This is a genomic window from Pseudoalteromonas sp. C12FD-1 (assembly GCF_037414265.1).
GTDB lineage: Bacteria > Pseudomonadota > Gammaproteobacteria > Enterobacterales > Alteromonadaceae > Pseudoalteromonas.
Window position 1 is genome coordinate 56,208 of record NZ_JBBEVD010000052.1, and the last position, 26,971, is coordinate 83,178.

The 26,971-nt window shown below is 41.7% G+C and carries 18 protein-coding genes; 14 read left to right on the top strand and 4 right to left on the bottom strand.

The window, feature by feature from the left end; all coding sequences use genetic code 11:
* Positions 1–3 precede the first annotated feature (3 nt).
* Complete coding sequence (locus WDB87_RS07570; protein ID WP_337849498.1) at positions 4–696, top strand: amino acid adenylation; 693 nt, start codon at positions 4–6, stop codon at positions 694–696.
* Between the two features lie 158 nt (positions 697–854).
* Here WDB87_RS07570 and WDB87_RS07575 read toward each other — a convergent pair whose 3' ends face one another.
* The 3 genes from WDB87_RS07575 to WDB87_RS07585 are packed head-to-tail and all read right to left on the bottom strand — an operon-like array spanning position 855 to position 4,028.
* Positions 855–1,922: an ABC transporter substrate-binding protein gene (locus WDB87_RS07575; RefSeq protein WP_337849499.1), complete on the bottom strand. Its 1,068-nt coding sequence runs from the start codon at positions 1,920–1,922 to the stop codon at positions 855–857.
* Entirely contained in the window at positions 1,919–3,364 is a 1,446-nt protein-coding gene (locus tag WDB87_RS07580; protein ID WP_055015689.1) for a sensor histidine kinase, read from the bottom strand. The genes WDB87_RS07575 and WDB87_RS07580 overlap by 4 nt, the downstream gene beginning before the upstream one ends.
* A complete protein-coding gene (locus WDB87_RS07585; protein WP_286246959.1) occupies positions 3,357–4,028 on the bottom strand; it encodes a response regulator transcription factor in 672 nt (223 codons plus the stop codon). The genes WDB87_RS07580 and WDB87_RS07585 overlap by 8 nt, the downstream gene beginning before the upstream one ends.
* A gap of 272 nt (positions 4,029–4,300) precedes the next feature.
* Here WDB87_RS07585 and WDB87_RS07590 point away from each other — a divergent pair, with 272 nt between their 5' ends.
* The 7 genes from WDB87_RS07590 to WDB87_RS07620 all read left to right on the top strand — a co-directional run bounded on the left by WDB87_RS07590 (position 4,301) and on the right by WDB87_RS07620 (position 12,601).
* Positions 4,301–5,626 (top strand): OprD family outer membrane porin, encoded by a 1,326-nt coding sequence (locus WDB87_RS07590; RefSeq protein ID WP_337849500.1) that lies wholly within the window; start codon positions 4,301–4,303, stop codon positions 5,624–5,626.
* A 191-nt stretch (positions 5,627–5,817) separates the two neighbouring features.
* Complete coding sequence (locus WDB87_RS07595; RefSeq protein ID WP_286246963.1) at positions 5,818–6,000, top strand: hypothetical protein; 183 nt, start codon at positions 5,818–5,820, stop codon at positions 5,998–6,000.
* A 42-nt stretch (positions 6,001–6,042) separates the two neighbouring features.
* A complete protein-coding gene (locus tag WDB87_RS07600) occupies positions 6,043–7,146 on the top strand; it encodes a 4-oxalomesaconate tautomerase (RefSeq protein ID WP_286246965.1) in 1,104 nt (367 codons plus the stop codon).
* A 332-nt stretch (positions 7,147–7,478) separates the two neighbouring features.
* Positions 7,479–8,591, top strand: a complete 1,113-nt coding sequence (locus WDB87_RS07605; RefSeq protein ID WP_337849501.1) for a Bug family tripartite tricarboxylate transporter substrate binding protein — start codon at positions 7,479–7,481, stop codon at positions 8,589–8,591.
* A gap of 73 nt (positions 8,592–8,664) precedes the next feature.
* Positions 8,665–10,653, top strand: a complete 1,989-nt coding sequence (locus tag WDB87_RS07610) for a tripartite tricarboxylate transporter permease (RefSeq protein WP_337849502.1) — start codon at positions 8,665–8,667, stop codon at positions 10,651–10,653.
* Positions 10,654–10,731: 78 nt separating this feature from the next.
* The gene (locus WDB87_RS07615; protein WP_337849503.1) at positions 10,732–11,595 is read left to right on the top strand and encodes a universal stress protein; all 864 of its coding nucleotides are present in this window, start codon (positions 10,732–10,734) and stop codon (positions 11,593–11,595) included.
* A 136-nt stretch (positions 11,596–11,731) separates the two neighbouring features.
* The gene (locus WDB87_RS07620) at positions 11,732–12,601 is read left to right on the top strand and encodes an alpha/beta fold hydrolase (protein WP_337849504.1); all 870 of its coding nucleotides are present in this window, start codon (positions 11,732–11,734) and stop codon (positions 12,599–12,601) included.
* A 55-nt stretch (positions 12,602–12,656) separates the two neighbouring features.
* Here the strand turns inward: WDB87_RS07620 and WDB87_RS07625 are convergent, their stop codons facing one another.
* The gene (locus tag WDB87_RS07625; protein WP_337849505.1) at positions 12,657–13,049 is read right to left on the bottom strand and encodes a DUF2750 domain-containing protein; all 393 of its coding nucleotides are present in this window, start codon (positions 13,047–13,049) and stop codon (positions 12,657–12,659) included.
* Positions 13,050–13,269: 220 nt separating this feature from the next.
* Here WDB87_RS07625 and WDB87_RS07630 point away from each other — a divergent pair, with 220 nt between their 5' ends.
* From WDB87_RS07630 to recD, 6 genes are all read left to right on the top strand, one after another.
* Entirely contained in the window at positions 13,270–14,313 is a 1,044-nt protein-coding gene (locus WDB87_RS07630) for an alkene reductase (protein ID WP_286246977.1), read from the top strand.
* Between the two features lie 196 nt (positions 14,314–14,509).
* Positions 14,510–16,783: a TonB-dependent receptor domain-containing protein gene (locus WDB87_RS07635; protein ID WP_337849506.1), complete on the top strand. Its 2,274-nt coding sequence runs from the start codon at positions 14,510–14,512 to the stop codon at positions 16,781–16,783.
* Positions 16,784–16,876: 93 nt separating this feature from the next.
* The gene (locus tag WDB87_RS07640; protein ID WP_337849507.1) at positions 16,877–17,938 is read left to right on the top strand and encodes an alkaline phosphatase D family protein; all 1,062 of its coding nucleotides are present in this window, start codon (positions 16,877–16,879) and stop codon (positions 17,936–17,938) included.
* Positions 17,939–18,098: 160 nt separating this feature from the next.
* Entirely contained in the window at positions 18,099–21,401 is a 3,303-nt protein-coding gene (recC, locus tag WDB87_RS07645; protein ID WP_337849508.1) for an exodeoxyribonuclease V subunit gamma, read from the top strand.
* Positions 21,388–24,951: an exodeoxyribonuclease V subunit beta gene (recB, locus tag WDB87_RS07650; protein ID WP_337849509.1), complete on the top strand. Its 3,564-nt coding sequence runs from the start codon at positions 21,388–21,390 to the stop codon at positions 24,949–24,951. The genes recC and recB overlap by 14 nt, the downstream gene beginning before the upstream one ends.
* Positions 24,948–26,909, top strand: a complete 1,962-nt coding sequence (gene recD, locus WDB87_RS07655) for an exodeoxyribonuclease V subunit alpha (protein ID WP_443197904.1) — start codon at positions 24,948–24,950, stop codon at positions 26,907–26,909. Before recB ends, recD begins: the two co-directional genes overlap by 4 nt.
* The last annotated feature ends 62 nt before the right edge of the window (positions 26,910–26,971 follow it).

Here is a 26,971-nt window from a genome sequence, read left to right on the forward strand (position 1 = left end):
TTTATGAAATTTCAACTTTGCGCCTCAAACGCACTTAATAAATACTTAAAAGCTGATTTACCTCGCTTGCCACATGAACTCGGTAAACAAGCGGGGGTAAATACCCTCATAAGCGATAAAAATTGCTTTAATTGGCAATTACAGATTATTGATAACAGCTATAAATCTCGTGAAAAAACAATCATTGTTTGTGAGGCCAATAGCCGTTTTACGTTTTTTATACCGGTTAGTTTAAAGCTATCGCAAGAAGAGTTAACGCAGTGCCTACAATATGAGTGGCAATTAATGATGGCAGAAACGCTTGAGGTTTATCAGCTAATACCACGCAGCGACATAACGGTGCTGTTGAGTGATTTATCTAAAATAGAGTTTTCTCCGCATTGGGTTAAAAATACCGATTTAAGTATAAGTGGCCATATTAGCGACGCCGCACTTTGGGTTACCCAAACACTAAAGGAAGAGGGGTTGTATGATTTACCTAAAGATCTAGCCATTGAGTTAGCTATTTATTTAAACACCCAACCTAAACGTATTACTAATAAAACAACTGGCCGCAAGGAGAAGTTTATACCCATAGAGCGTTTATTAAGTTACTGCCAATCGCTTGTCACTGACCAAAAATATGATGACGGCCCATCAAACGAAATAACAGATACCAGTAATATCATTAATTTTAGTGATTATAAAAAAGATTAAAGCCAGCTAGATTAAATTTTTGTATTGCATTACAAAAATAAAGCAGTACTAACAAACGCCTAATTATTAGTTAAATTCTTTAGGAACCCTGTAGGGAGCGAAAAGTCTTAGACTTAAATATTAACAATTAGCCAGACGTACTTTTTAAGCCCATTGGCTTATTGGTACTCAAATAACGCGTTTTCCCATTCTTGAATGATTATTTGGCGCTTCATCTGATCGTCTATCACTAATATTTCTATGCCGAGGGGGACAGGGCGCAGCTGACCTTCTGATATATCAAGTAAGTGTTTTTGTTTAGTTCTTACTTCGTTATTTATTGGTTCAAAGTTAGTAAAATTAGCCATGTCTGTTTGCCCTTGTACAGACACTAAATAATCAATAAATAGTTGTGCGCCAATAACATTTTTTGCGTGTTTAGGAATTATGGCGCTGCGCATAATAACCGAGGTGTAGTCTTTAGGTTGCACTACAATAATATTAGGGTGCTGCGCCGCCCAGGTGCGCGCATAAGAGCTTAATATGTTATAGCCAACAGTGAGCTCACCCGTTGAAAGGGCCTTGAGTATGTCGGCGCTGCGTCTAAATACACGCGTACTGTGATAGCCAAACGATTCAAGCATTCGGCCATAGCTGGAGCTTTGCTCGCGGTCATGAGCCCACAGCAAATAGCCTATACCCACCTGAGTAATATCGTAAATGCCAATTCGGCCTTTAATTTTGTCACTACGCCTACGTATGAGTTCAAGTAATTCGTTGCGGCTACTTGGTGCGACCTCTTCACCTAAAAATTCTTTATTAAATGCAATTACCGCGGTTTCATAAGTAAAGCCAAACACTTCATTGCGCCATTTAGCCCATGCGGGGAGTTTCTTTGTTTGCTCAGAGCTGTAAGGCTGTGCGTAGCCATCGTTAACTAGCTTTACTTGTAAATTCATTGCTGAACTTAATAAAACGTCGGGCGGGTTATTAACGTCGGCTAAAAATTCGCTATACACTTCGAAGGTACTCAGCTCATAATAATCAACTTGTACAAATGGGTACTTTTTTTGAAAGGCCGATAAAAAAGGGGCAATTTCCATTTTATCGGCGCCGCCATATATTTTTAGTACTGACTTGTTTTCGCTTTGTGCAGGAAATACTAAAGGAGTTTTTGCAGCAACGAATGGCGAGCCTACAAAGCACGTAAAAACAACGGCAATATAAATCAGCGATAAAAATTTCAATGTTCGTCCTCTGTTAGCATGAGCGGAAAGTTTATTTCAAAAATAAGCCCTGACGGGGTGTTATCAAGCAGTTTAATCTCTGCTTTATGATGTTCTGCCACCTCCTTTGCAATACTTAATCCCAAACCACTGCCAGCACGTGGGTCGCCTTTACTTTTGTAAAAGCGTTCAAACACATGTTGTTTTTGCGCATCGGGTACACCTACACCTTGATCAGCCACACATAAACGGGCTATGTAACCACTATCTGTACTATGAAGCTCGGTAGACACATTTACTTCTTTATTTTGCGGGCTAAATTTAATCGCGTTTTCTAAAATGTTGCGTAGCATTTGGCTAAGTGCAAACGAATCGCCACTAATCATTAAGTTATCATCACCCTGATATGTGATGATCACGCCACGTTGAATCGCCGATACCGCAACATCTCTACACACAGACTTTACCAGCTCCGGCAACGAAAGCGTTATTAATGGCTGGCTATGAAAACGATGCGCAAGGGTTGCTTGGTTTAACAGTTGGGTCACGGTGCTGTCGAGTAAATCTGTTGAGTATAAAACACGATTTAACTGCTCTGTTCTTATTTTTTCATCGCTTTCTTCAATGGCATTTTGCGCTTGGCTTTTAAGGCCTGCAAGGGGCGTTCTTATTTGATGGGCCACTTCGCCGGTAAAGCGTTTTAAATGATTAAGCGAGACTTCTAATTGTGATATAAAATGGTTAATGGTTGACACTAAATCGGCCATTTCTTTAGGAACTGACATGTCAATCGGGCGTAAGTCAGTAGGCGAACGTTTGCGTATTTTTTTATTTATACTGTAAATAGGGCGCAAAATTTGATTCACTCCCAGCAATATAAGCACTATTGCGATTGCGAAAGTCAAAATAACCATTTGTATAACATTTAAATTCATTTCATAGGCGAGCTGATCGCGCGCTTGGGTTGTTTGGCCTATTAAAATATTTACATCGAACGATTCACCCACTTCATAAAGCTTATCTGAGAGTAAAATAAAGCGATAGTTTTCGCCTTTGTAATCACCTTCCCAAAATTGTATCAGTAGGTTATCTCGCGGGTCATACTCTGTACGTTGCCACTGAGTGTTGGCTTTTTGCAAAATGTGTTGGTATAAGCCTTTGTAGCCGGTTAAGTGCTCCCCTTGATTTTGCGTTATTTGATACACCAATCTGTCATTTGAGGCCATCGAAAGAGTTTCGAATGTAGCGCTGGGTAAATCAACAATAATTTCGTGGTAATCAATGTGGGTATTTTCAAATATTTGTAAAGCAGCACTGGCAAGTAGCCTATCGTATGAAATTTGGGCGGCGTTTTTACTGTAATTATTAGCCATAAAATAGGTAATAAGTGTGATTATAACCATTAGAGTAATGGTTATTGTAAGTAGCTGTCGGCGAATAGAGGGGAGGGTTTTGCTATTCATTACACTGTGCTAAAAGGTAGCCTAAACCGCGCAGTGTTTTTATATCGACACTGCTATTTACCAGCTTTTTACGAAGCCTTGCTACGTAGGTTTCTATGGCGTTAGGGCTAGGTGAGTCGTCAAACGAATATAAGTGATCGAGTAACTCATCTTTATTAAGCACTTTACCTTGATGAGTTAAAAATATTTCGAGTAATCTAAATTCGCGTTGCTTTAAATCAATAAGCTCTTTAGCAATAGTGACCGTGCATGATTTTCGGTCAAAATCGAGATTGCCATAACTAATAATGTCTTTACCTAAGCCTTGGTTACGCCTAAGTAGAGCGCGGCAACGGGCTTCTAATTCGCCAAAATCAAAGGGTTTTGTCAGGTAGTCGTCGGCGCCTAAGTCGAGTAATTCTATACGGTGCTCAACTTGGGCACGCGCCGTTAAAATTAATACAGGCGTATTTGATGAGCGAGCCCTGAGCTTTTTTAAAATTTGTTCACCGTTTAAATTGGGTAAGTTTAAATCAAGCAAAATAAGGTCGTACTTATGGCGTTTTAACAGCGAATTAGCCACATCACCACTGGTTACAAGATCTATACCTTGGCCCATTTTAGTGAAACGTTGGCAAATTGCTTCTCCTAATACTTCGTCATCTTCAACTGCTAAAATTCTCATTAAGCACACCTGCAAAGTCGCAATTAAAAAAATATCATTTTAAGTTGTGCAGACACTAAACAATTACTGCTAAGTTTACAATACGCAAATACCTTCCTTTATAACAAGATAAGCTATAGTTTTAGCTTAATAGCTAAAAAATACAATTGCCTAAAATGTAATTATCTTGTGACAGGTTTGTGACAGGTTTGCCCTGTAGATTGCAACATGAATACGCTGATACGCACTACACACAACTATAAATTTAATTAAACAAGGTAGCGGAGATAACTATGGCTCAACGGTTCTCTAAAATATTTGCAGTAACAGGCGCAATGTTAACTTGTGTTTCACTTCCTTCGTATGCTTCTTTTAATGGGCTTACAGAGCAAGACGAATTTAATATTAAGCTAAGGTCAATTTTCTTTGACCGCGATTACGACAACGACGCCAGTGACGACTCAACCTTTGCACAAGGTATAGAGCTCAATTATCAATCGGGCTATTTTAATGACTTAATTAGCATGGGTGTCTCTAATTATACTGTACTTAATTACAACTCAACCGGCAGCGCACAAAATAATATTTTACCTGCAGGGGATGAAAAAGGCGGCGTTGACGATAGCTTTTCTAAATTTGGTCAATATTTTATCGACGTTAAACTTGGCAATAATGGCCATGTAAAAATAGGCGGGCAAAAAACCAAAAGCATGCTGTTAAAAAGCTCGGGTAGCCGCGCAATTCCAAATACGTTTAGAGGAGTATTTGGTGACTACAAGTTTGGTAATACCAAAGTATATGGTTACGCCTACGATAAGTGGAGCCGCCGCCACGATGACAAATGGGAAGATTTTTCTACCGATCAGTCAGACAAAGGCGCGATTAGTGTAATTTGGGGGGTGGGCGCAAGCTACAAAAAAGAGGCGCTAAAAATAGACGCGGAGTATTTAAATTCTCACGATTACTTATCAAAGTTTGGGCTTAAAGGCAGCTACGCTATTAAGCTCGATCAAAGTAAGTTAACCCTTTCAAGCGGCGTATTTACCTCACAAGACGATGGTGATTTATTTGTAACCGGCGCAGAGGGGGGCGATTTAGATGATGAAGATGCACTCGGTGCGGTTTCAGGCGTTACTAAAAGTGAAAACGATGGCTTTGCCTACTACCTAGATGCGAATTGGAAAAAAGATATTTGGACACTAGGCGCCGCATTTACCAAGGTGAACGATGCCTGGATTGAAGATAATTTTAGTGGCGATCACGGGACTAACCCGTTTCCCACTCGTTCATTAATTGGCGCAGATTTAACAAACCAAAATGAGTCAACCTGGCAGGCTCGCTTAGGCGTTGACCTAAAAGCAGTGGCACCAGGTTTAACCACAAAATTTTATTACACCAGCGGCAGCGATGCAGAAAATTCGGCCCTTGGTAAGGCTGGTGGTACAGCCGATGAAAAGTACTGGGCAATTGATACACGCTATAAAGTAGCCACAATTAAGGGCTTAAGCCTACGCTGGTTATTTTTAGATTACACCACAGATGAAACTGGCAGTGTTGATGGTGTAAAAGGCGATAGAGCCGATCACCGTGTTTATGTAGATTACACCATTAAGTTTTAAATAACCCTTCGACAGGTTTTAGCGCGCACCATGCAAATGGTGCGCGCTTTTTAGTTTTTATAATAGTTACTTTTTTAATCAATTTTCAATTCGTGACAGGTTAGTGACAGTTTGGCTCCTTATTCTTAAAAAAAGGGCAACGTTTTTATAACGGCGTTACGTGTTTTTTATTGCATTGATAGGGCGAAATTATGAATTCATCACTTACTACATCTCAGTTAAAACCGATGCCGAGAGCGGTTCACTTTCGTGCTAATAGCAATCAAGTGACAGCAGCTACAGGGACTGCAAGTAATACTAATTTTGCCCCTCAATCTTTGCAAAGCAAACAAGAGCAAGTGCAAGAGTGCGTGGTTATTTTAAGTAATAACTAACCCATTTCTGCTCATTTAAATTGAATTAGAAGCTGGATTATTATGACTATTCAAAAAAAAATACCTTGTGTCATTATGCGTGGCGGAACGTCTCGCGGGACTTATTTTTTAGCCAACGATTTACCTAGAGAGTGGGAAAAACGCAAAGAAATTTTAACGGCAGCAATGGGCTCAGGCGACCCGCTACAAGTAAATGGTGTAGGTGGTGGTAATTCGCTTACCAGTAAGGCGGCTATTATTTCGCGCTCAACCGACCCTGATGCCGATATTGACTACTTATTTGCGCAAGTCTCAATTGAGCAAAATGAAGTAGATATAACGCCTTCGTGCGGTAATATTTTATCCGGTGCTGCGCCTTTAGCTATTGAGTACGGTCTAGTAACAGCAAATGATGGCGAAACAAGAGTAAGAGTAAAAAACGTAAATACAAACACGCTTATTGAGGTTGTAGTACAAACGCCTAACGGTTTTGTTGAGTACGAAGGCGATGCCACCATTGATGGCGTGCCAGGCTCGGGTGCCCCTATTTTGCTGAAGTTTTTTGATGTGTGTGGCACAAAAACAGGCGAGCTTTTGCCTACAGGCTCTGCCCGCGATACCTTTGATGGCGTAGAGGTTAGTTGTGTAGATGCTGCCATGCCAATGGTACTAATACCGGCGCAATCACTGGGTGTAAAAGGCTCTGAAACTAAACAAGAGCTTGATGCAAACAGCGAGTTACTGCAAAAAATTGAAAGCATTCGTTTGCAAGCTTCATTAAAAATGGGCCTAGGGGATGCCACCGGAAAAGTGATTCCAAAAGTCGGTTTACTGTCGGTTCCACAATTTGGCGGTACAATTACCTCGCGCTATTTTGTGCCGCAAAATTGCCATACCAGCCATTCGGTAACTGGTGCAATTTGTGTGAGTGTAAGTTGTATGTTGCCAGGTAGTGTGGCGTACGATTTGATCACCCCACAAACCTCAAATCAGCAAAGTATTGTGGTTGAACACCCCAGCGGTAAAATTGATTTACTCCTAGAGGGTAGCTTTGAGAACAATACACTCGATATAAAATCGGCAGGGTTAATGCGCACTGCCAGAATGTTATTTAAAGGCGAAGTACACATACCTGCAAAAGTATGGGATGAAAGTAAAATTGCTTAACTTATACCAACCTAAAAATAGCTCATTTAACTAAGCTAAATTGGTATAGAGCCTTAGTGCACCAACCTTAAATGCGATAACAGATTGTCTGTTATCGCATTTTTTATACCCTTATTAAAAATAATTAAAAGTAAATGCATTTAAAAACAATAGCTTATAAATAATTTTAAATTAATGGATAGTTTGGCATCGATGACAGGTAGATGACAGTTTCGGCTATTAGTCTAGCTGTTGTTAACTTCTTTTAACGAAATACTTTCATCTACGTAATAGATGCAATGACGTTATTAGGACCTATTTAAATAATTGCAGCGAATAACAGAGGTCAAATTATGAAGATTACATTTGGTACTTTTGCACCTAATCGACTAAAAGCAATGCTTGTTGTGTTAGCAGCAAGCACTTGTATCAGCTCAGCTTATGCAAACAATAACGACGAAGTAAGCTTTGATGGTGAGCGAGTAGAGTGGGTTGTGCCTTTTAAAGAAGGTGGCGGCTCTGACACATGGGCTCGTTTTTTTGGCCCGCGTTTTTCTCAGCACTTAAATGGCAAGCCTGTGGTTGTGGTTAAAAATATTCCAGGTGGTGGCTCAACTAAAGGCGCTAACCGGTTTGAGCGCCGAGGTAAGGCTAATGGTTTAAATGTATTTAGTACTTCTGCCTCTACGCAAATTCCTTACTTACTAGGTGACTCGCGCGTTAGATACGATGTAAAACGCTGGAATTTCATTATGGCCACACCGACGGGGGCGGTAGTATATGTGCGCCCAGAGCTTGGTATTAAAAACGCATCAGAGCTTGCAAAATTACAAGGTCAAAAACTTAAATTTGGTAGCCAACGTGCAGCATCAATGGACTTAGTGGGTTTATTAGCCTTCGACATGCTTGATTTAGACATACACGCCATTTTTGGTATGAAAGGCCGTGGCAGCGCCCGTTTATCGTTTGAACGTGGCGAGGTGGATATCGACTTTCAAACTACCTCTGCCTACTTAAAAAAAGTACAACCACTCGTTGATGAAGGCAAAGCCATTCCACTTATGTCGTTTGGTGTACTTAATAAAGAAGGCAAAATTGTTCGCGACCCAACATTTCCTGACTTACCACACGTAGGCGAAGTATACGAAATGATCCACGGCAAAAAGCCAACGGGCGTGGAATACAACGTATGGAAAACCTTTTTTGTAGCGGGCTTTGCAGCGCAAAAAGGCCTGTTTTTACCAAAAGGCACACCTGATGACGTTATTGCATCTTGGCGCAGTGCAGCTCAACGCGTAATTGATCAAGACAACTTTCAAGAAGAGTCTGAGCTAGTACTTGGCCAATACCCGCAACTTGTACACGAAGATGCGGTAAACACACTTAATTCAGCACTTACAATTTCTGAAACTGACAAGCAATGGGTAAGAAATTACCTTACAGAAAACTACAACGCGCGCTTTTAATAAGCCTTGTTGATTTGTTGTACACAAAGTGGCTCGCATTCGTGAGCCACTTTTTTAACCTAAGGAGAGCAGTATGTTAGATGCATTTTTAATTGCGCTACAAACTATTCTTACCCCAACACACTTAATGTATTTATGCGGCGGCGTTTTTTTAGGCTTGCTGATTGGTATTTTTCCGGGTTTAGGCGGCATAGCGGGTTTATCGTTATTACTGCCATTTTTATATGGTATGGACCCCATTTCAGCACTTGCGATGCTTATTGGCTTAGTCGCTGTTATTCCCACCTCTGACACCTTCACCTCGGTATTAATGGGCATCCCAGGCTCAAGTGGCTCTCAGGCAACCGTGCTTGACGGCTTTCCTCTTTCTAAAAAGGGCCAAGCAGCACGCGCGCTTTCAGCGGCGTTTGCCTCATCGTTATTTGGTGGCCTTTTTGGCGCAATTATTTTAACGCTGTTTGTACTGATTGCCCGTCCCGTTATTTTAGCATTTGGCTCGGCCGAATTATTTATGCTGACTTTGCTAGGTTTAAGCATGGTAGGCGTACTTGCGGGTAATAGCCTGGTAAAAGGCTTAAGCGCCTGTGGTTTAGGGTTATGTTTAGGGTCTCTTGGCGGCGCACCTGCAACAGGTGAATACCGTATGGTATTTGATAACGGTTATTTAATGGATGGAATTCCGTTAGTGGTTGTTGGTTTAGGTATTTTTGCATTACCAGAAATTATTGATTTACTGCGTCAAAATCGCTCTATTTCAGAAGCCTCTGAGCTAGGTAGCGGTTGGTTTGAAGGCGTAAAAGATGTTGTTAAAAATAAATGGTTAGCAACACGTTGTGCTGCTATTGGCTGTGTTGTTGGCGCATTACCAGGCCTTGGTGGCAGTGTGGTAGATTGGATCTCTTATGGTCATGCAGTGCAAACCTCTAAAGACACCGAAAACTTTGGTAAAGGCGATATTCGCGGTGTTATTGCGCCTGAGTCATCTAATAATGCTAAAGAAGGCGGAGGCTTAATTCCTACCTTACTATTTGGTATTCCCGGCTCTGGCAGCATGGCTGTATTTTTAGGTGGCATGGTGCTTATTGGTCTAGAGCCTGGCCCTGCGATGATCACCACCGACCTTGATGTTACCTACACAATTGTGTGGTCACTTGCACTTGCTAATGTAATTGGCGCGGGCGCGTGCTTACTTATCTCTAAATGGGTTGCAAAAGTAACCACTATTCCTTATACGCTAATGGCCCCTTTTATGGTGATGGTGATCTTTTTTGCAGCGTTTCAGGCAACGCGCGATTTAGGCGATTTAGTAGCACTTATAGGCATTGGTATTTTAGGTGTTTTAATGAAACGTTTTGGCTGGCCACGACCTGCATTTTTAATTGGTTTTGTACTAGCAAGCGGCATGGAAACTTACCTTTATCAAGCTATTCAGTTTGACGGCATAGAGTTTTTATTAAAACCGGGCGTTATTATTATTGGTGCTTTAACTGTGCTTTCTATTTTCTTTGCAGCGCGTCACTCAATCAAGGCCGCTAAAAAAGAAAAAGCCAATAAAAATACGGCTAGTGCCGAGGTAAAACCAACTAACCTAAAACCACAAATTGCGTTTTCTGGCTTGATTTGTTTGGTGTTTGCATACGGTTTGTATGACTCGTTCCAACGCTCATTTTTAGGTGGCATCTTCCCCGCGGTGGTGTGCTCGTTCATGTTAATACTCTCAGGTGTTGTGCTTATAACGCTTTTGCTAAATAAAGTAGATGACGCGGTAAATTACGATAACGAAGTATCCGCAGGGTATGTAAACGACTCAAGCGTAACCGGCCTTTGGCATTATGTATTTTGGCTCTGTGGTTTACTTGCTGGGTGTTTTTTAGTTGGTTATGTGATTTCTATAGCGCTGTTTTTTATTATATTTTTACTGGTAAAAGCGCGCATTTCGATTGTTAGAACATTAACGCTTACCACCTGCGCGTTAGCATTTTTACTGACCCTATCGCACTTTATGGTATTAGACTTACCCACAGGCTACTTGCAAGAAGTGGCAAGCTTTACAGCGCTTTGAAGGTTGACGTGTTGGGCATTAATGCTCAACACGTTTTTTAACTTGGCACCCTAAAAGCCGCTTAAGAAGGACATAGTTATGATTTCACCTAAGCTTATTTTAATGCCACTTTCTACAAGTGGACACGTTACAGAGCGTTTAAAAGGAGGCTTAGCTATTGCTAAGTATTTTAATGCGCACCTTGATGTTTTTCACACGCACCTAGACCCAAAACGTTTTTTACCAACAGGGCAGCTTGGTTTACCCTCTGAATTAGTACAAGAGCTAGACTCTGTAGCCGGGCGCTTCGCGACAACCGAATCGGCGAATTTAAAAGCTGAATTTGTTGATTTATGCACACAGCTACACGTTAAATACAGCAATGATAGCGCCGAGCATCCCATGCACCCAAGCGCAACATGGCATATTAACTTAGGCTTGCGTAGCGAGGTAATTGCAGAGCAAGGTAAGGTTGCTGATCTAATTATTATTCCGCAGTCTAAAAGTGGTAAATCAACCTCGACCTTTGAAGCATCGGTTATGCGAAGTGGTAAACCTATATTGCTGGTACCTAGGCAAATGACCCACTTTGATATAAAAACAGTGGTGATTGGTTGGAACGCAAGTACAGAGGCGTCGCGTGCGCTTAACTACAGCCTACCATTGTTGAAACAAGCAGAAAAAGTGGTTATTTGTACCAGTGCCAGCAGTGCCGATAAAATGCCAAACGGCCATGAAGTGGTTAAATATTTAGCCCAGCACAATATTAAAAGTGAGTTTGTAACTTTTAATAATGGCAGGCAATCAACCGCTAAAGCGTTTATGTCAGTAGCGCAAATGCATAATGCTGATTTAGTGGTAATGGGGGCATTTACGCATAGGCGTATTCACGAACAAATTTTTGGTGGTATGACTAACTACATGCTTGCAAACTCCACACTTCCAATATTTATGGCGCGTTAGTACTTTAAATTGATGAATTAAATTTTACCCAAAAGCCGATATTTATGTTCAATATCGGCTTTTTATTTTTAGTGACACTTAAGCTCACTGTGATAAAACTAACCATTACAATAATAAAAGTAATGGGGTGCAGGCTATGTATACGCTTTCGCAGTGGCAAACAAACGGGCAGTTTATTGATATAAATGCCAATCAAATTTTTACTAAAACAGCGGGGGATGCAAATAACCCCGCGCTACTTTTAATTCACGGCTTTCCAAGTGCAAGCTGGGACTGGGAAGGCATGTGGGATGAGCTAATAAAACACTACTTTTTAGTAACACTTGATATGCTGGGTTTTGGGCTTTCGGATAAACCAATAAACGCGACTTATAAAATTACAGAGCAGGCTGATTTATACACGCAATTTTTAAAGCGTTTAAATATTACCGATGTACACATACTAGCCCACGATTATGGTGATACCGTGGCGCAAGAGCTATTAGCAAGGCAAGTTGCTGCTCAAAGTGAAATACGTATACACAGTGTATGCTATTTAAATGGTGGGCTATTTCCACAAGTACACAAACCCTTATTTATACAAAAGCTGCTACTTTCAAAACTTGGTTGGCTAGTACCTAAGCTAATGAGCAAACAAAAGTTTGCTAAAAATTTAATCACTATTTTTGGCAAAAATACACCACCAGCCCCTATGGTAATTAATACCTTCTGGGCGTTGTTAATTTATAACAATGGTTTACGAGTGATGCCCAAGCTAATTAAATATATTACACAGCGACAACAAAACGAACAGCGCTGGGTTGGGGCAATGATTAATAGCGATATACCGATTACGTTTATTGCAGGTGAGCAAGACCCTATATCGGGTAAACACATGCTTGAGCACTATAAAAAAACAATACCTAATGCGCGCGTACAAGGGTTTGTTGAGCTTGGGCACTACCCACAAATAGAAGATGCCAAGGCTATAACCGAGGCTTATTTAAATTTTAGAAAGCAGATATAAAAAACGCGGCTATTTTAGGCCGCGTTTATAAATTAAAAAACGTGATACTGGCTACTTAGTACTTTCTCTTTTTAGGGATTTTTAACTGGCTTTCAAATTCATCAGGAAAAAGCACTGTACCGTCGTCATCTTCGGTAGGGAACACCGCAATCAGTAAGTCGTCTTCTTCAAGGCCGGGTGTCCAGCGGCTAAACCAATCTTTAGTCGGAATGGCCTTTGGTGTACAGCCTTCCCATTCGCCCGTGGCCCAAGCTTGTGCAAAATCGCGGGTTGGCCACACGGGTACACAGTCGTCATCTTCGTTGGCAAGCATTACGCAGCCATCATCGTCGTTTAAAATCCATACTTGTTTGTATTGCTGTACGGTTTCAAACATAAAAGCGAGTCGTTTTTTTGCCCCTAGCCCTAAAATTAGGGTTTGTTCTTCAGTCGCATTTGCAGTTGTCATACTTGGCTCACTCTTTATTACTTTAGTTTTACTGTTACCAGTATATCGAGTTATATGACAGAGTGTTGAAAAGTTATTATTTAATTTCACCCTTGCAGATCTAATTTTAAGATTGAACAGTATAAGCTCTCATAAATTTGAGCGATCATTCAAAATAACTCTTGAATGTTATTGAAAAGGCCGCATCTCATACACATACTTTAAAGAAGGATTGAAAAGAATGACCACAGATTTACTTTCACCGTTTAAACTAAACGACACACTCGAGCTTCAAAACCGTGTACTTATGGCGCCCTTAACCCGTTGTATGGCTGACGACAATTTAGTACCGACGCAAGATATGGTTGAATATTATGCGCGCCGTGCCGATGCCGGTTTAATTATTAGTGAAGCCACGATTATTCGCCCAGATGCACAAGGCTACCCAAATACACCGGGACTATTTACCAGTGAGCAGATTCAAGGTTGGAAAAAAGTAACCGACGCTGTGCATGCAAACGGCGGAAAAATGTTTGCCCAGCTTTGGCATGTTGGCCGTGTTGCTCACCCTCACTTTTTTGACGGCGACGTACTAGCGCCATCGGCAATTGGTGTTGAAGGCTCTGTACCACGTATGCGTGAGCTAACCTACATTACCCCAAAAGCGGCCACAAAGGATGATATTAATTCACTGATAGCCGACTTTGCTAAAGCGGCCGAAAACGCCATTGAAGCGGGCTTTGATGGGGTAGAAATTCATGGTGCTAATGGCTATTTAATTGATCAGTTTTTACATTACGCTGCGAATGAACGCACAGATGAATACGGGCAAACACCTGAAAATATGGCGCGTTTTGCAATAGAAGTGACCGATGCGGTTATTAATGCAGTAGGTAACGAGCGTACTGCAATTAGGTTATCGCCAGGGGCTTATTTTAATATGGAAGAAGATAAGCGTGATAAAGCGGTATTTGATTATTTATTACCGCAGCTAGATGAGAAAAAACTGGCCTATATTCATGGTGGTATTTTTGATGACAGCACCCAGTTTGATTCTTTAGAAGGTAAAACAACCTCGCAGTATTTGCGCGCAAACACTAAAACCAACTTAGTGGGTGTAGGCAGCTACAGTTTTGATGATGCAAAACAAGCAATAAACAACGATAAGTTTGATTTAATTGCGATTGGTCGCCCATTTATTGCCAACCCTGATTACATTAGCAAAGTGGCCAATAATGAAGAGCTTGTTGCTTATAGTGATGAAATGTTAGCTAAACTCTTCTAATAATTTAATATTTATATATAAATCAGCCTAGGTATTTATGCTTAGGCTGACTTACAAATGACATAACAAAGCCATAAAAGTCCCACAATTTTTTAACACCTCTGTCAATAAACTTCATTTTTGTTGTAATAATACGAAACCATACTGTGCCCGCTTTCATAATTACTTTAGATAATTAAAACCAAACGGGACAACAATGTACGCTTTAACAAATAAATCGATTTTGAGCATAGCAATTGCTATGGCTGTATCAACGTCAGCTTATGCAAATGACAACGAAATAGAAGAAATAACCGTTACTGCTAAACCAACCAGTTACGCAAATAATGTGATTGAGCCTGCAATGCTTGATCAACAAACAACGGTGTCGAGTGTGTTATCGGTTATTGATAACTTACCTGGCATTAGCATAAATGAAGGCGATGCATTTGGTGGCGATGACTGGTCTACCACTATTACTATGCGTGGTTTTAGTATTGACTCAAACCAACAGCAATTAGGGATGACCGTTGATGGTATTCCTAACGGTGGCTCAAACTATGGCGGGGGCGCTAAAGCAAACCGTTACCTAGATACCGAAAACCTAGCCACAGTAGAAGTAGGCCAAGGCACCTCAGATATTAAATCGGCCTCACTTGAAGCGCTAGGCGGTACATTTAATTTTGTAAGTAAAGCGCCAAGCCTTGATAGCAGCACCACTTTTGCTTACACCTCAGGTAGCCACGATGCGACCCGTTATTACGTTAAGCATGAAACCGGTACTATTTTTGATAATACACAAGCGTATGTAAGTTATTCACAAACCGATACTAGCCGTTGGATTGGCTCGGGTAGCAACGGCGGAAAAGATAACCAACACGCAGAGCTTAAATTTGTGACAACGCTTACAGATTTAACCATTACAGGGCGTTTATCTTACGATGATGTAAGCGAGACAAATTATAATAGTGTAAGCCTTGCGCAATTTGAGCAAACGCCAGAGTGGGATCAGCTAACGTGGGACTGGACCGGCATTCCACATTACGACCAAATGTTTGCCGAGGGCTGGGGTACACTGCGTGAAAATACGTTAGCGTATTTAAAATTTGAATATGCACTTTCGCCAACATCACTTATTACAGTGAGCCCTTATTATCATAAAAACTCGGGCCGTGGCGATTGGATCCCACCGTATTTAACAACCCCAGTAGATGAAAACGGCAACCCAACTACAGAGGGCGGCACTAATGCGCTCTCTTACGGCTTTGTTGATAGCGATGGAAATGCACTGGCACCAAACGAAGGCTGTACAGCAAGCTTAAGCTGGCCGTGGGAGTCGGGCCCGGGTTTAAACCCGGCGTGTTACGACGACACCGCAATACCTGTTATGTCGTATCGTCATACGCATTACAAAAAAGACCGCTTAGGGGTTACTGCCAACTACCAAGCTACGTTTGGTATGCACGACATAGAAGCCGGTTTTTGGTATGAGCAAAGCGACCGTGATGAGTCTCGTGATTGGCACAAAGTCATTAATGCCAGTATTTATCATCACTTTGATAGCACACCATACTGGACTCAGTATAAAAACACCTTTGAAACCGACACCCTAAAATGGTACGCGCAAGATTCAATGGCACTTGGCGATTTTACGCTTAACTTAGGTGTTAAAAAGTACCTTGTTGATATTGAAAAGTACGACCACTATCAAAATGCGACAACCGCTAAAGTAAATAGTGATTCTGATGTGTTGTTCAGTGGCGGTATTTTGTATCAGCTAAATAACTCAACTGAGCTATTTACTAGCTACAGCGAAAATTTTGCAGCTATTAAAGACGGTGTACTTGAGCGCGATAGTTCTGATTTATCAGCCATAGAGCCAGAAACTGCGGAAAACATTGATTTAGGTGTACGTTATCAAAATAACGCTTTAAAACTTACCGCAACAGCATACTCAATAGAGTTTGATAACCGTATAACCTTTATTGCCCCTGGCAGTGATACCGGCGGTATTGATTACACTATTGGTACAAATGGCTCTTACTTAAATGTAGGAGGCATTGAATCACAAGGTTTAGAGCTTTCGGCAAGTTATATGCTAAGCCCACAATGGAGCATATACAGCTCTTACACAAATAATGACTCACAGTACAAAGGCGATGCTCCCGGGTTTGAAGCCGGTGAAAAAGTAATAGACTCAGTAGATGACTTATTTGTGTTATCGACCGATTACTTTAGCGGCGATTTCCGCTTTGGTTTATCGGCTAAATATACCGGTGAGCGCGGCGAAGTTGATGGCTATACTGTGGTTGATTTAAACGCAGGTTACGCAAGTGATATAAACGCAGGGCCATTTAAAGCGATTGATGTTGCCTTTGTTGTTTATAACGTTACCGATAAAAGTTATTTAGCCGGTGGTACGGGTAATGGCAGCACTTACTTTATTGGTGCGCCACGTACAGCAGCACTGACATTATCGGCTACGTTTTAAGCTAATAAACCCGTTTTAAGCCCATCAATGATGGGCTTTTTTTATTAATAGCCATAGGTTAAAACTAATGTATGGCTGAAACGAGATTTTAAAATGAAGCAGTTAGTAAAACCTATTACACACGCCGTATTAGCATTCGGGGTAGCGTTTAGCGCAAACACTATGGCAGCCCCTTCAAAAATTTTATTTGGCTCGTGTGGGCATCAAGATAAAGACATTCCAATATTTGACACCATTAATAAAGAGCAGGGCGATTTATTTATATTTTTAGGTGACAATATTTACGGCGACACCAACGATATGACGGTACTTGCCAATAAGTACCAAAAATTAGGTGCAAAACCAGGCTTTAAAACATTAAAAGCGAATACCCCAATCATTGCGATGTGGGACGATCACGACTTTGGTCAAAACGATATTGGTAAAGACTATCCACATAAAGAGCAATCTCGCCAAATTATGCTCGATTTTTGGGGCGAGCCTAAACGCTCACCCAGGCGCACTCGCACGGACGGCATTTACACTTCGTATATGTATGGTGAAGATGAGCAAACCGTACACGTAATAATGCCCGATTTACGCTGGAACCGTGATGCGCTTAACCACGTAAGCGAGCTTGAATATTACACTAAGCGCAAGCTTAATAACCAAGGCCCGTATAGCCCAACAGAGGTGAAAGGTGCCTCAATGTTAGGAGAGGCGCAGTGGCAATGGCTTGAGCAAGAGCTTAAAAAGCCTGCGGCTATAAAGCTAATTGCCTCAAGCTTACAGTTATTACCCGATTTCACAGGGTGGGAATCGTGGGCTAACTTCCCAGAGGATCGTAACCGTTTATTTGCGTTAATTAAAAAACACCAAGTGAATGGGGTTATTATCATCAGTGGCGATACTCACTGGGGTGAAATATCAAAGTATCAGCAAAACCTTGATTACCCTTTAATAGAAATGACCAGCTCAGGTCTTACTGAAAAGTGGAAAGACGTCAGCCCAAATAAACACCGCGTTGGCGATTACACCCACAATGTGAATTACGGCGATTTAAGCATAGATTGGCAGCAAGCCGACCCCGCTATTTCACTTAAGCTTAAAGGGATAGATGGTAAAGTGATTATGCAAAGCGCATTTAGCTTATCAAGCATTAGCCCTTATAAATAAAATGGCCTGATAAATAAAACACACAGTGATTAAAATTAACGCTGTGTGTTTAATCCACCTGCTAACTCGCTGATTTATTAGTGCCAATTGACTGATTGCGCTACCCCTATAAATGAAAATATCTTAAACTGGTTTTACTTCAAGTAAGGACTCCAGTTGTATGCTCAATATTATTCAATCAAACCGTATGGAAGCGCTGCAGGCTCAATTTAATCAGCTGTTAAAAGTAAACCCGCTGCAAAGCCCATTCGATAAAGAAGTGGTATTAGTGCAATCGCCGGGTATGTCACAGTGGCTAAAAATTGGTTTAAGCGAAAACCTAGGCATAGCCGCGCAGGTTGATTTTCCGCTGCCATCGAGCTTTATATGGCAGTTGTACCAACAGTTATTGCCCAATGTGCCTAAAGAGTCGGCATTTAATAAGCCAAACCTTGCTTGGAAATTATTTACAATACTGCCCAGCTGTATAAATGAGCCGCTTTATTTGCCGTTAAAAACGTATTTAGAGGGCGACCTAGACGGGCAAAAAACCTTTGCGTTGTGTGAAAAAATTGCCGATGTATACGACCAATATTTAATGTACCGCCCACATTGGATTGCTACCTGGGATAGCGGCAAAGATGAACTTGACGATGTTGATGTAAGCATTGCCCCGTGGCAAAGCGATTTATGGCGAAAGCTGGTGGCGCACAGTAAAGCACTTGGTCAAAGCCAATTTCATCGTGCCAACATGCAAGGGCAGTTACTTGCAGCCCTTGAGAATATGGATAATAGCTTACTACCTAAGCGCATTAGTTTATTTGGCATATCGGCCATTGCCAGCTCACAACTTGAGGTGTTTGAAGCGCTGAGCAAAAAAACAGAGGTATTTTTGTTCTTTTTTAACCCAAGTGAGCACTATTGGGGTGATGTGGTTGATGAAAAAACAGCAGCCAAAATAAAGGCTAAATACGCCAAAATGCCACTTTTAGAAGCGCAGCAAAAAAAACAAACTAACCCTGACGAAGAATACTACTTTATAGGTAACCCGCTGTTATCGTCGTGGGGAAAACTAGGGCGCGATTACTTTGAGCAACTCGTACAACTTGATGCGCGCTGGATTGATGGCTTTATAGATGCGTTTGACGATAGTTTACTAGGGCAAATTCAAAGTGAGATTTACCAACTGGCATTTAAAGGCGAATCACTTACCGATAATAAAGAGTGGTTTATAAATAATGAGGGTAAACTGCCTATTAGCGACACCGACACCAGTATTACGCTAAGTGATTGCCATACACCGCTTAGAGAAGTTGAGCGCTTACACGATTATTTACTTACTTTGTTTAATCAAAACCCATCGCTCACCCCTAAAGATATTATTGTAATGATGCCCGATGTGGGTACGTACAGCCCGTATATTGAAGCGGTATTTGGCGGCGCGCAAAACACCAGCCGCTTTATTCCTTATGCTTTGGCCGATTTAGCCATAGAGCAAGAAAAACCTGTGCTTAGCTCGTTTGCCAGCTTGGCCAATTTGCCGTTTTCGCGTTTTGGTGTATCGGATATTCTCGACTTACTGCAAGTAACACAAATTGCCGAAAAATTTGGCCTTGAAGCGCACGAGTACGAGCAAATTCAATATTGGCTTGAGCGGGTAGGCGTAAAGTGGGGTATAAATGCTGAGCACAAAAGTAGCTTTGATTTACCCGCAATAGATTTAAATACCTGGCAGCATGGTTTAAATCGCTTACTGCTAGGCATAGCCCAGCGCGACGAGCAATGCCCGTTTAACGGCATTTACAGTGCCGATGAAGTAGAGGGCATGGCGCTTGATACCCTTAATAAGCTAGTGCATTTTATTGATGTACTGCAGCGCTTTAAAGATGAGCTAACCCCTGATGATACGCTTAGTAATAAAGCGGATATTTTATCTGAGCTCATAAATGCTATTTATTACAACGAAGGCGACGACAGTTGGGACTTACTGGTACTGCAAACTGTTTTAGAGGAACTTAAAAAACACCATGATAATGGCGATTACGACCAAGCTGTTTCGCAGCGTATTGTAAGCTACCTGATAAAACAAGGCATTCAAGAAAAAGGCGTAGGGCAGCGCTTTTTAGTGGGGCAAGTTAACTTTTGTACACTAATGCCTATGCGCGCCGTGCCGTTTAAAGTGGTGTGTATGCTTGGCTTAAACGATGCCGACTACCCACGTACAGTGCAGCCAATAGGGTTTGACTTAGTGCCGTATTCTAAAAAACAAAAAGGTGACCGTTCACGTAAATTAGATGACCGTTACTTGTTTTTAGAAGCTTTATTGAGTGCCCGTGAGAATTTATACATAAGTTACATTGGCCGTTCGTGTTATGACAACCAACCGCGTATGCCCTCGACCTTAGTAAGCGAGCTTTTAGAGTACATAGGTCGCAGCTTTGTGCTTACAAAAGACAGCGAAAAAACGTTGCCTGAGTGTTTAATTAATCAACAGCACTTACAGCCTTTTAATCGTGCGTATTACGCAGCAGACACTGAAGCCGATACAAAGCTGAGTAACCACAGTTTTAATCCTATTTGGCTGCCAAGCGAGCGCATTGACGCGCAGCCACTAACAGCCATTGATGTAACAGCGCCCGTGCAATTAGAGCTTGATGTATTTATTCGCAGTGTGTGCAACGCACAAGAGAGCTTTTACCAGCAAACATTAGGTTTACGCCTACCCGAATTTAGCGAAGTAGCAAAAGATGAAGAGCCTTTTAGTCTAGATGCGCTGCGCCGTTATTTTTACCTTGATGAAATACTTGAGGCCAACATTAATGAGCAACCTTTAAGTACAGAGCAAATATTGCAACGAGGGGAGCTGCCTCAAGCCAATGTGGGCAATTTAGTGTATGAGAGCATGGCGCACCGAGTAGATGCATTAGCCGGGCAAGTAAAAGAGCATATTAAAAGCGGCAAAACCGACCCGCTTGAGGTGTCTTTACGCATAGAAAATACTACTATTGAGGGCTGGCTTAATCATATTTACCTTCAAAAACAAGTGTTTTACCGAAGTGCCAGCATAAAGGCCAAAGATTTAATTAAAGGCTTTATATATCACCTTGTTGCACAAAGTATGGAGCAAAATGTAGAAACCTTATTACTGGGGCTCGATAAGCAAATTAGCTTTGCACCGTTGAGTAAAAATGAGGCCGATGCCTTACTCAGTGATTGGTTTGAACTATATAAAGCGTTGCGCAAAGAGCCGGTGGCATTTTATCCGGTAAGTGGCTATGAATATGTTAAAAGTGGTGGCGATATTGGTAAAGCCATTAGCAAGTTTAATCCACAATACATAGGGCGCGGCGAGGGCGAAAATCCGTATATTCGTTTAACGGTACAATCGCTCAATGACTGCCAAGAAGAATTTATTAAGTGGAGCGAAAAATTACTCTCCCCATTACATGCCCATGCAAAGGAGAGTGACCATGCAAGCGCTTAATCCGCTAACAATGCCGTTAAAAGGGCAAAGTTTAATAGAAGCCAGTGCGGGAACAGGTAAAACCTACACCATTACCGGGCTTTATTTACGTTATTTATTAGGCTTGCAAATACCAGGGCAGATAAACACCCCGTTAAGTGTTGAGCAAATACTTGTAGTTACCTTTACCGATGCTGCAACACAAGAAATTAAAGACCGCGTGCGCAGCCGTATTATTGCTGCGCGCGATGCATTACTTGGTCAAAGCCCAAACGATGAATTAATAGAAGGTGTAATAGCCGCAGTAGATGATAAACACCGTGCCTTTGATTTACTCGATGCCGCGGCTAAATCTATGGACGAAGCCGCTATATTTACCATTCATGGCTTTTGCCAACGCATGTTAAAGCAACATGCGTTTGAATCAGGCGTTGCCTTTAACCTTGAGTTTATTTTAGATGAGCGCGATATCCTACTCGACACAATTAAGGATTTTTGGCGCGCCTTTGTATACCCCCTCAGTAAAGAACGCACCGATGCTATTTTAGAGGTGTTTGCAGCCCCAGAATCGCTATTTAGCCAAGTCAGTAGTGTGCTAAATAAAGCCAATGCGAACATAGTGCCGCAAATAAACTTAGATGATGTATTTAAAGCTCGCGATGAGTACATTGCTAAAGTGCCGGCATTTAAAAAAGCGGTGCTAGAGCAAGAGTTTATAGCTGCAATAAAGGGCTCGGGCTTAAGTGGTTCTAAAACACCTGGGCGAAAAGGCAGTTTAGCGGCACTGGAAGCGTTTTGTTTAGGCGATGAGTTATTTTTTGAATTTGGCACCAATAAATACTCGTTTGAGGTATGGAGCAGCGAAAACTTAAGTGATGCCAGTAATTATAAAAAAAATCAGCCGTTATTTAGCCACCCTCTGCTTAGCCTGTTTGATGAGCTTGGCGCACTTAATACTAAAATTAATCAGGGCCTTAAAATTGCCGTTGTACAAACAGCAGCTCGATGGGTTAAACAGGCAATTGTAAAACGCAAGCAAGAGCAAAGTGTGATCACCCCAGATGATTTACTGACGAATTTACACAGTGCTTTAAATGCAGAGCAGGGCGAGGCTTTATCGCAAAAAATAGCGCAGTTATTTCCTGTTGCCATGATTGATGAGTTTCAAGATACCGATCCGATTCAGTATGGCATTTTTAGTAAAATATACGGCCAAGAAAACACCACACTGGCCATGATAGGTGACCCAAAACAGGCTATTTATGGCTTTAGGGGGGCAGATATTTTTACCTATATTGGCGCAAAAGAGTCGGTAGAGCCTGAGCAGCAATTTACTTTAGGTACTAATTTTCGCTCAAGCACCGATATAGTAAGCAGTGTAAACAGTTTGTTTTCTAAACATGCCAATAGCTTTATTTATAACGATGCCATACCGTTTAACGCAGTAGCAGCAAAAGGCAAAAAAGCCGATGAAACATTTACAATAGATGGCAAACCTGCCACCGCGTTTGAATTTAATGTATTTGTAGATGAAGCCGCAGATGAAAAAAGCAAACCCACCAGCAAAGGCGTTGGGCAAGGGCATTTGGCCAGCTATTTTGCCAATAAAATAGTGACACTGCTTGAACAAGCCGCGCAAGGGCGAGCGTGCATTGGTGAGCATAAAGTGACAGCTGCCGATATTTGTATATTGGTGCGCGACCGTGTAGAAGCGCAAATAATGAAAAAAGCACTGAGCAATGCCAATATTGCTAGCGTGTATTTATCACGCGATAGCGTGTTTAGCCAAGAGCTTAGCCATCATTTACTTAACTTTTTAACGGCACTGCATGGCCAATATAACGAGTCGTTATTGCGCGGCGTATTAGCAGGGCCATTATTTTGTTTAAGCTATAACGAAATTTACGCCCTTGCTGATGATGAAAATAAATGGCAAGAGCACTTAAACTTTTTTGCGCAACTTAGCCATATTTGGAACAAGCAAGGCGCAATGGCCATGCTTGAGCGCTTGTTAAGTCATAATCAGCTGAGCGCTAAGTGGCAAGGCCTTGGCTATAACGTTGAGCGTTGGTTAACCGACTTTAGACACTTAGGTGAAATACTGCAGCAAAAGCAAATAGAGCTAGAGGGCACGTTACGTTTACTGCGTTGGTTTGCACAAAAGGTTAGCCAGCAAGACGGCGAAGCTGTGCAAGTACGCCTAGAGAGTGACGCCAACTTAGTTAAGATTGTGACTATGCATGCCTCAAAAGGGCTTGAATATCCGCTGGTATTTATGCCTTTCGCCAGTGGTTATCGCGAAACTAAAGACGCGCTTTATCATCAAAACGGCCAGTTAGTTTACGATTTAAGTAACAACGAAGACGCCTTAGCACAAGCCGAGCAAGAACGCTTAGCTGAAGACTTACGCTTACTTTATGTTGCGCTTACCCGCGCGGTACATTTTTGTGCACTTGGGGTGTATAACATAGGGCAAGGGCAAAGCAGCCGCTTGGCTATACAAAGTAGTGCATTAGGGCATGTGCTATTTGCAGGGCTTGAGCTTACAAGTAGCCAAACGTGGCGCACCCACTTAAATGAATTTTGCGACGCTCACACCGAAATGCATTACCAGCAATTTACGGCTGAGCAATTGGCCGAGCAAGGCCAGTTAACACTTAATAACGCAGTGCAGCAAAGCCAAACGTTAAAGGTTAATACGGTTACAGCTAACATAGAGCGAGATTGGCGAGCAACCAGCTTTAGCGCGCTGAGCTTTAAAAAGCACACCGATCATATTGAGCCTGGGCGCAGCGATGAAGATCACGAAAAGGATGAATTTGCTAACAGCCAAGATGAAATACCCTCACCTTATAGTTTTCCAAAGGGGGCAAAGCCTGGTAGTTGCTTACATGAAATTTTTGAACAAATAGACTTTACCAGCGCGCAAGTACACCCTACAAATCCAGAGCAAAATTTAGCAGAGGTAGTTAAACAGGCGCTTGATAAATATCATATTAGCGAAAGCTGGCAACACGTGACCGAGCAATGGGTGCTTGATTCGTTAACCTGCCCCTTGAACAATGAGGGATTAAGCTTAAGCCAATTAGCCCCAGCAGATTGCCTAGTCGAAATGGAATTTAATTTACCATTAGATAGTTTAAGCGCGCCAAAGCTTAATGAGATACTGGTTAAACATTTTGGTTTTACCCAGAGCAAACTCGAGTTTTCTCATGTAAAAGGCCTGCTAAAGGGATTTATAGATTTAATTTTTTGCTATCAAGGGAAGTATTATATTTTAGATTATAAGTCTAACTACTTAGGTAATACGCCCGCGGACTATGAAAGCGACCTACTAGAGCAAGCCATGAATAGCCATCAGTATCATTTACAGTATTTAATTTATACTGTTGCGCTGCACCGTTTACTCAAACAACGCATTAGTGATTATGCAATAGAAACCCATTTAGGCGGGGTTTATTATACTTTTTTACGCGGCATGCCGGCGGGCAAAGGGGTGTATTTTAATAAGCTTACGGCAGAGCAAATCACACTATTAGATGGCTTATTTAGCCAAGGAGCCATGTTATGAGCGACTACCCTATGCAGCAAAGCCTGTTTGATGAGCCGCCAACACCGGTACAGCCGTTAAATACGGTGGAGTTGCTTGACTACTTAGTAGATGAAAAACGCATAAGAATGGTAGATGTAAAGCTTGCCTTAATGCTGTGTGACAATCAGCAAAACAACGTGTTTTATATAGTGTTATTGCTGTGTTTAGCACAGCAAAGCCAGCATAGCTGTTTAACATTAAAAGAAGTCGACTGGCAAAACCCGTTTAATTTACGCCAAAGCGACTTCACTAAAACTGAGGGCAATATACCAAATATTACATCGCCTTTTAACGAAGCCTTTAGCTACCTCGATGCGCTTAGCTGTTTAAGCGCCCATAACAGTGTGGGCGAGGGCAAGCCCTTACAGTTATTTAACGAACGGCTCTATTTTGCGCGCCTTGCTGAGTACGAACATACTTTAGCTACGCGTTTACTCGCGATGAGTGAGCGCCATTTAAATATAAATACACAGTTACTCAGCCAACTATTAAGTGACTACTTTAAAGATAACTCAGCGCTTGCCGTAGATTGGCAAAAAGTGGCCTGTGCAATTGCCGCAACAAAAGGCTTTAGCGTTATAACAGGCGGGCCAGGGACCGGTAAAACCACCACAGTAACAAAGCTGTTGGCAATTTTGCAGTCGCTTTATAAAAGCGCGCCTTTAAGTATTAAGCTGGTGGCGCCTACAGGTAAAGCCGCAGCACGTTTAAGTGAATCAATTTTAGGGGCTAAACAAAAGCTTGAAATTATTCCTGAGGATATAAAGGCCTTAATACCCGATAGTGCGCAAACTATTCACCGGCTTTTAGGGGTTAAACCCTTTACCAATAAATTCAAGCATAACCGCACTAACCCACTGCATTTAGATGTACTGATTATTGATGAAGCCAGCATGGTTGATTTATCACTCATGGCTAAATTAATAGAAGCACTGCCTGAGCATGCGCGTTTAATATTACTTGGCGATAAAGACCAACTTGCCTCGGTAGATACCGGCAGTGTAATGAGTGATTTATGCCAAGGGTTAGCACTAGGTGAAACGCCTAACTACTCGCAAGCGCGATGTGATGAGCTCAATGCATTATGTTTTAAAGGAGAGGCCAAATTAGCGGCACACGGGCATAGCGAATTTAAGCTGGCCGATTGCATTGCGTTTTTACAACACAGTTACCGGTTTGATGCACAAAGTGGTATTGGTCAACTTGCCCTTGCAGTTAATACTAACCACAACGGTATTTTAAACTATGTTGAGCAAGAAAGCGTACAAGGGCGCTTTAACGATGTGATTTTAGATTACGACTTTATAGCAAAACCCATAGAAAAATTAATAAACAGAGCCGCTAAACATTACGCTCATTATTTAAATTTAGTTGCTCAAGGGGCCGGTGTTGCTGATGTGCATGCCGCATTTTCTCAATATCAATTATTGGCGGCGGTGCGAGAGGGCGATTACGGCGTAAATAGTTTAAATAACCGCATTGAGCGCACGCTTGTGCAGCAAGGGTTAATATCGGTGAGCCCAAATCAACGCCATTACAGCGGCATGCCCATTATGGTGACCCAAAACGATTATCAACTTAAGTTATTTAATGGAGACATTGGTATTTTAATGCCCGATGACAATGGGCAATTAAAAGCAGTGTTTATTGATGAGCAAAACAATGTACGGGCATTTTCGCCTGCACGCCTACCTGCTCACGATAAAGTGTATGTAATGACCATACATAAATCGCAGGGCTCGGAGTTTAGTTATACCGCTATGGTTTTACCGCCACTTAAACACGCAAGTATGGGCGTAAATAGGCAGCTGGTATATACAGGCATAACACGCGCAAAAAATACCTTTGAGCTGGTGGCCGATAAAAAAGTACTGCAATTAGCCATGAGCAAAAGCGTATCAAGAGCCTCAGGATTGTATGAGCGTTTAAAATACTAATACCTGCTTATATTTAAAGGTTGAACTAATTACTAAAAACCTAACGTATTTCTATGCGTTAG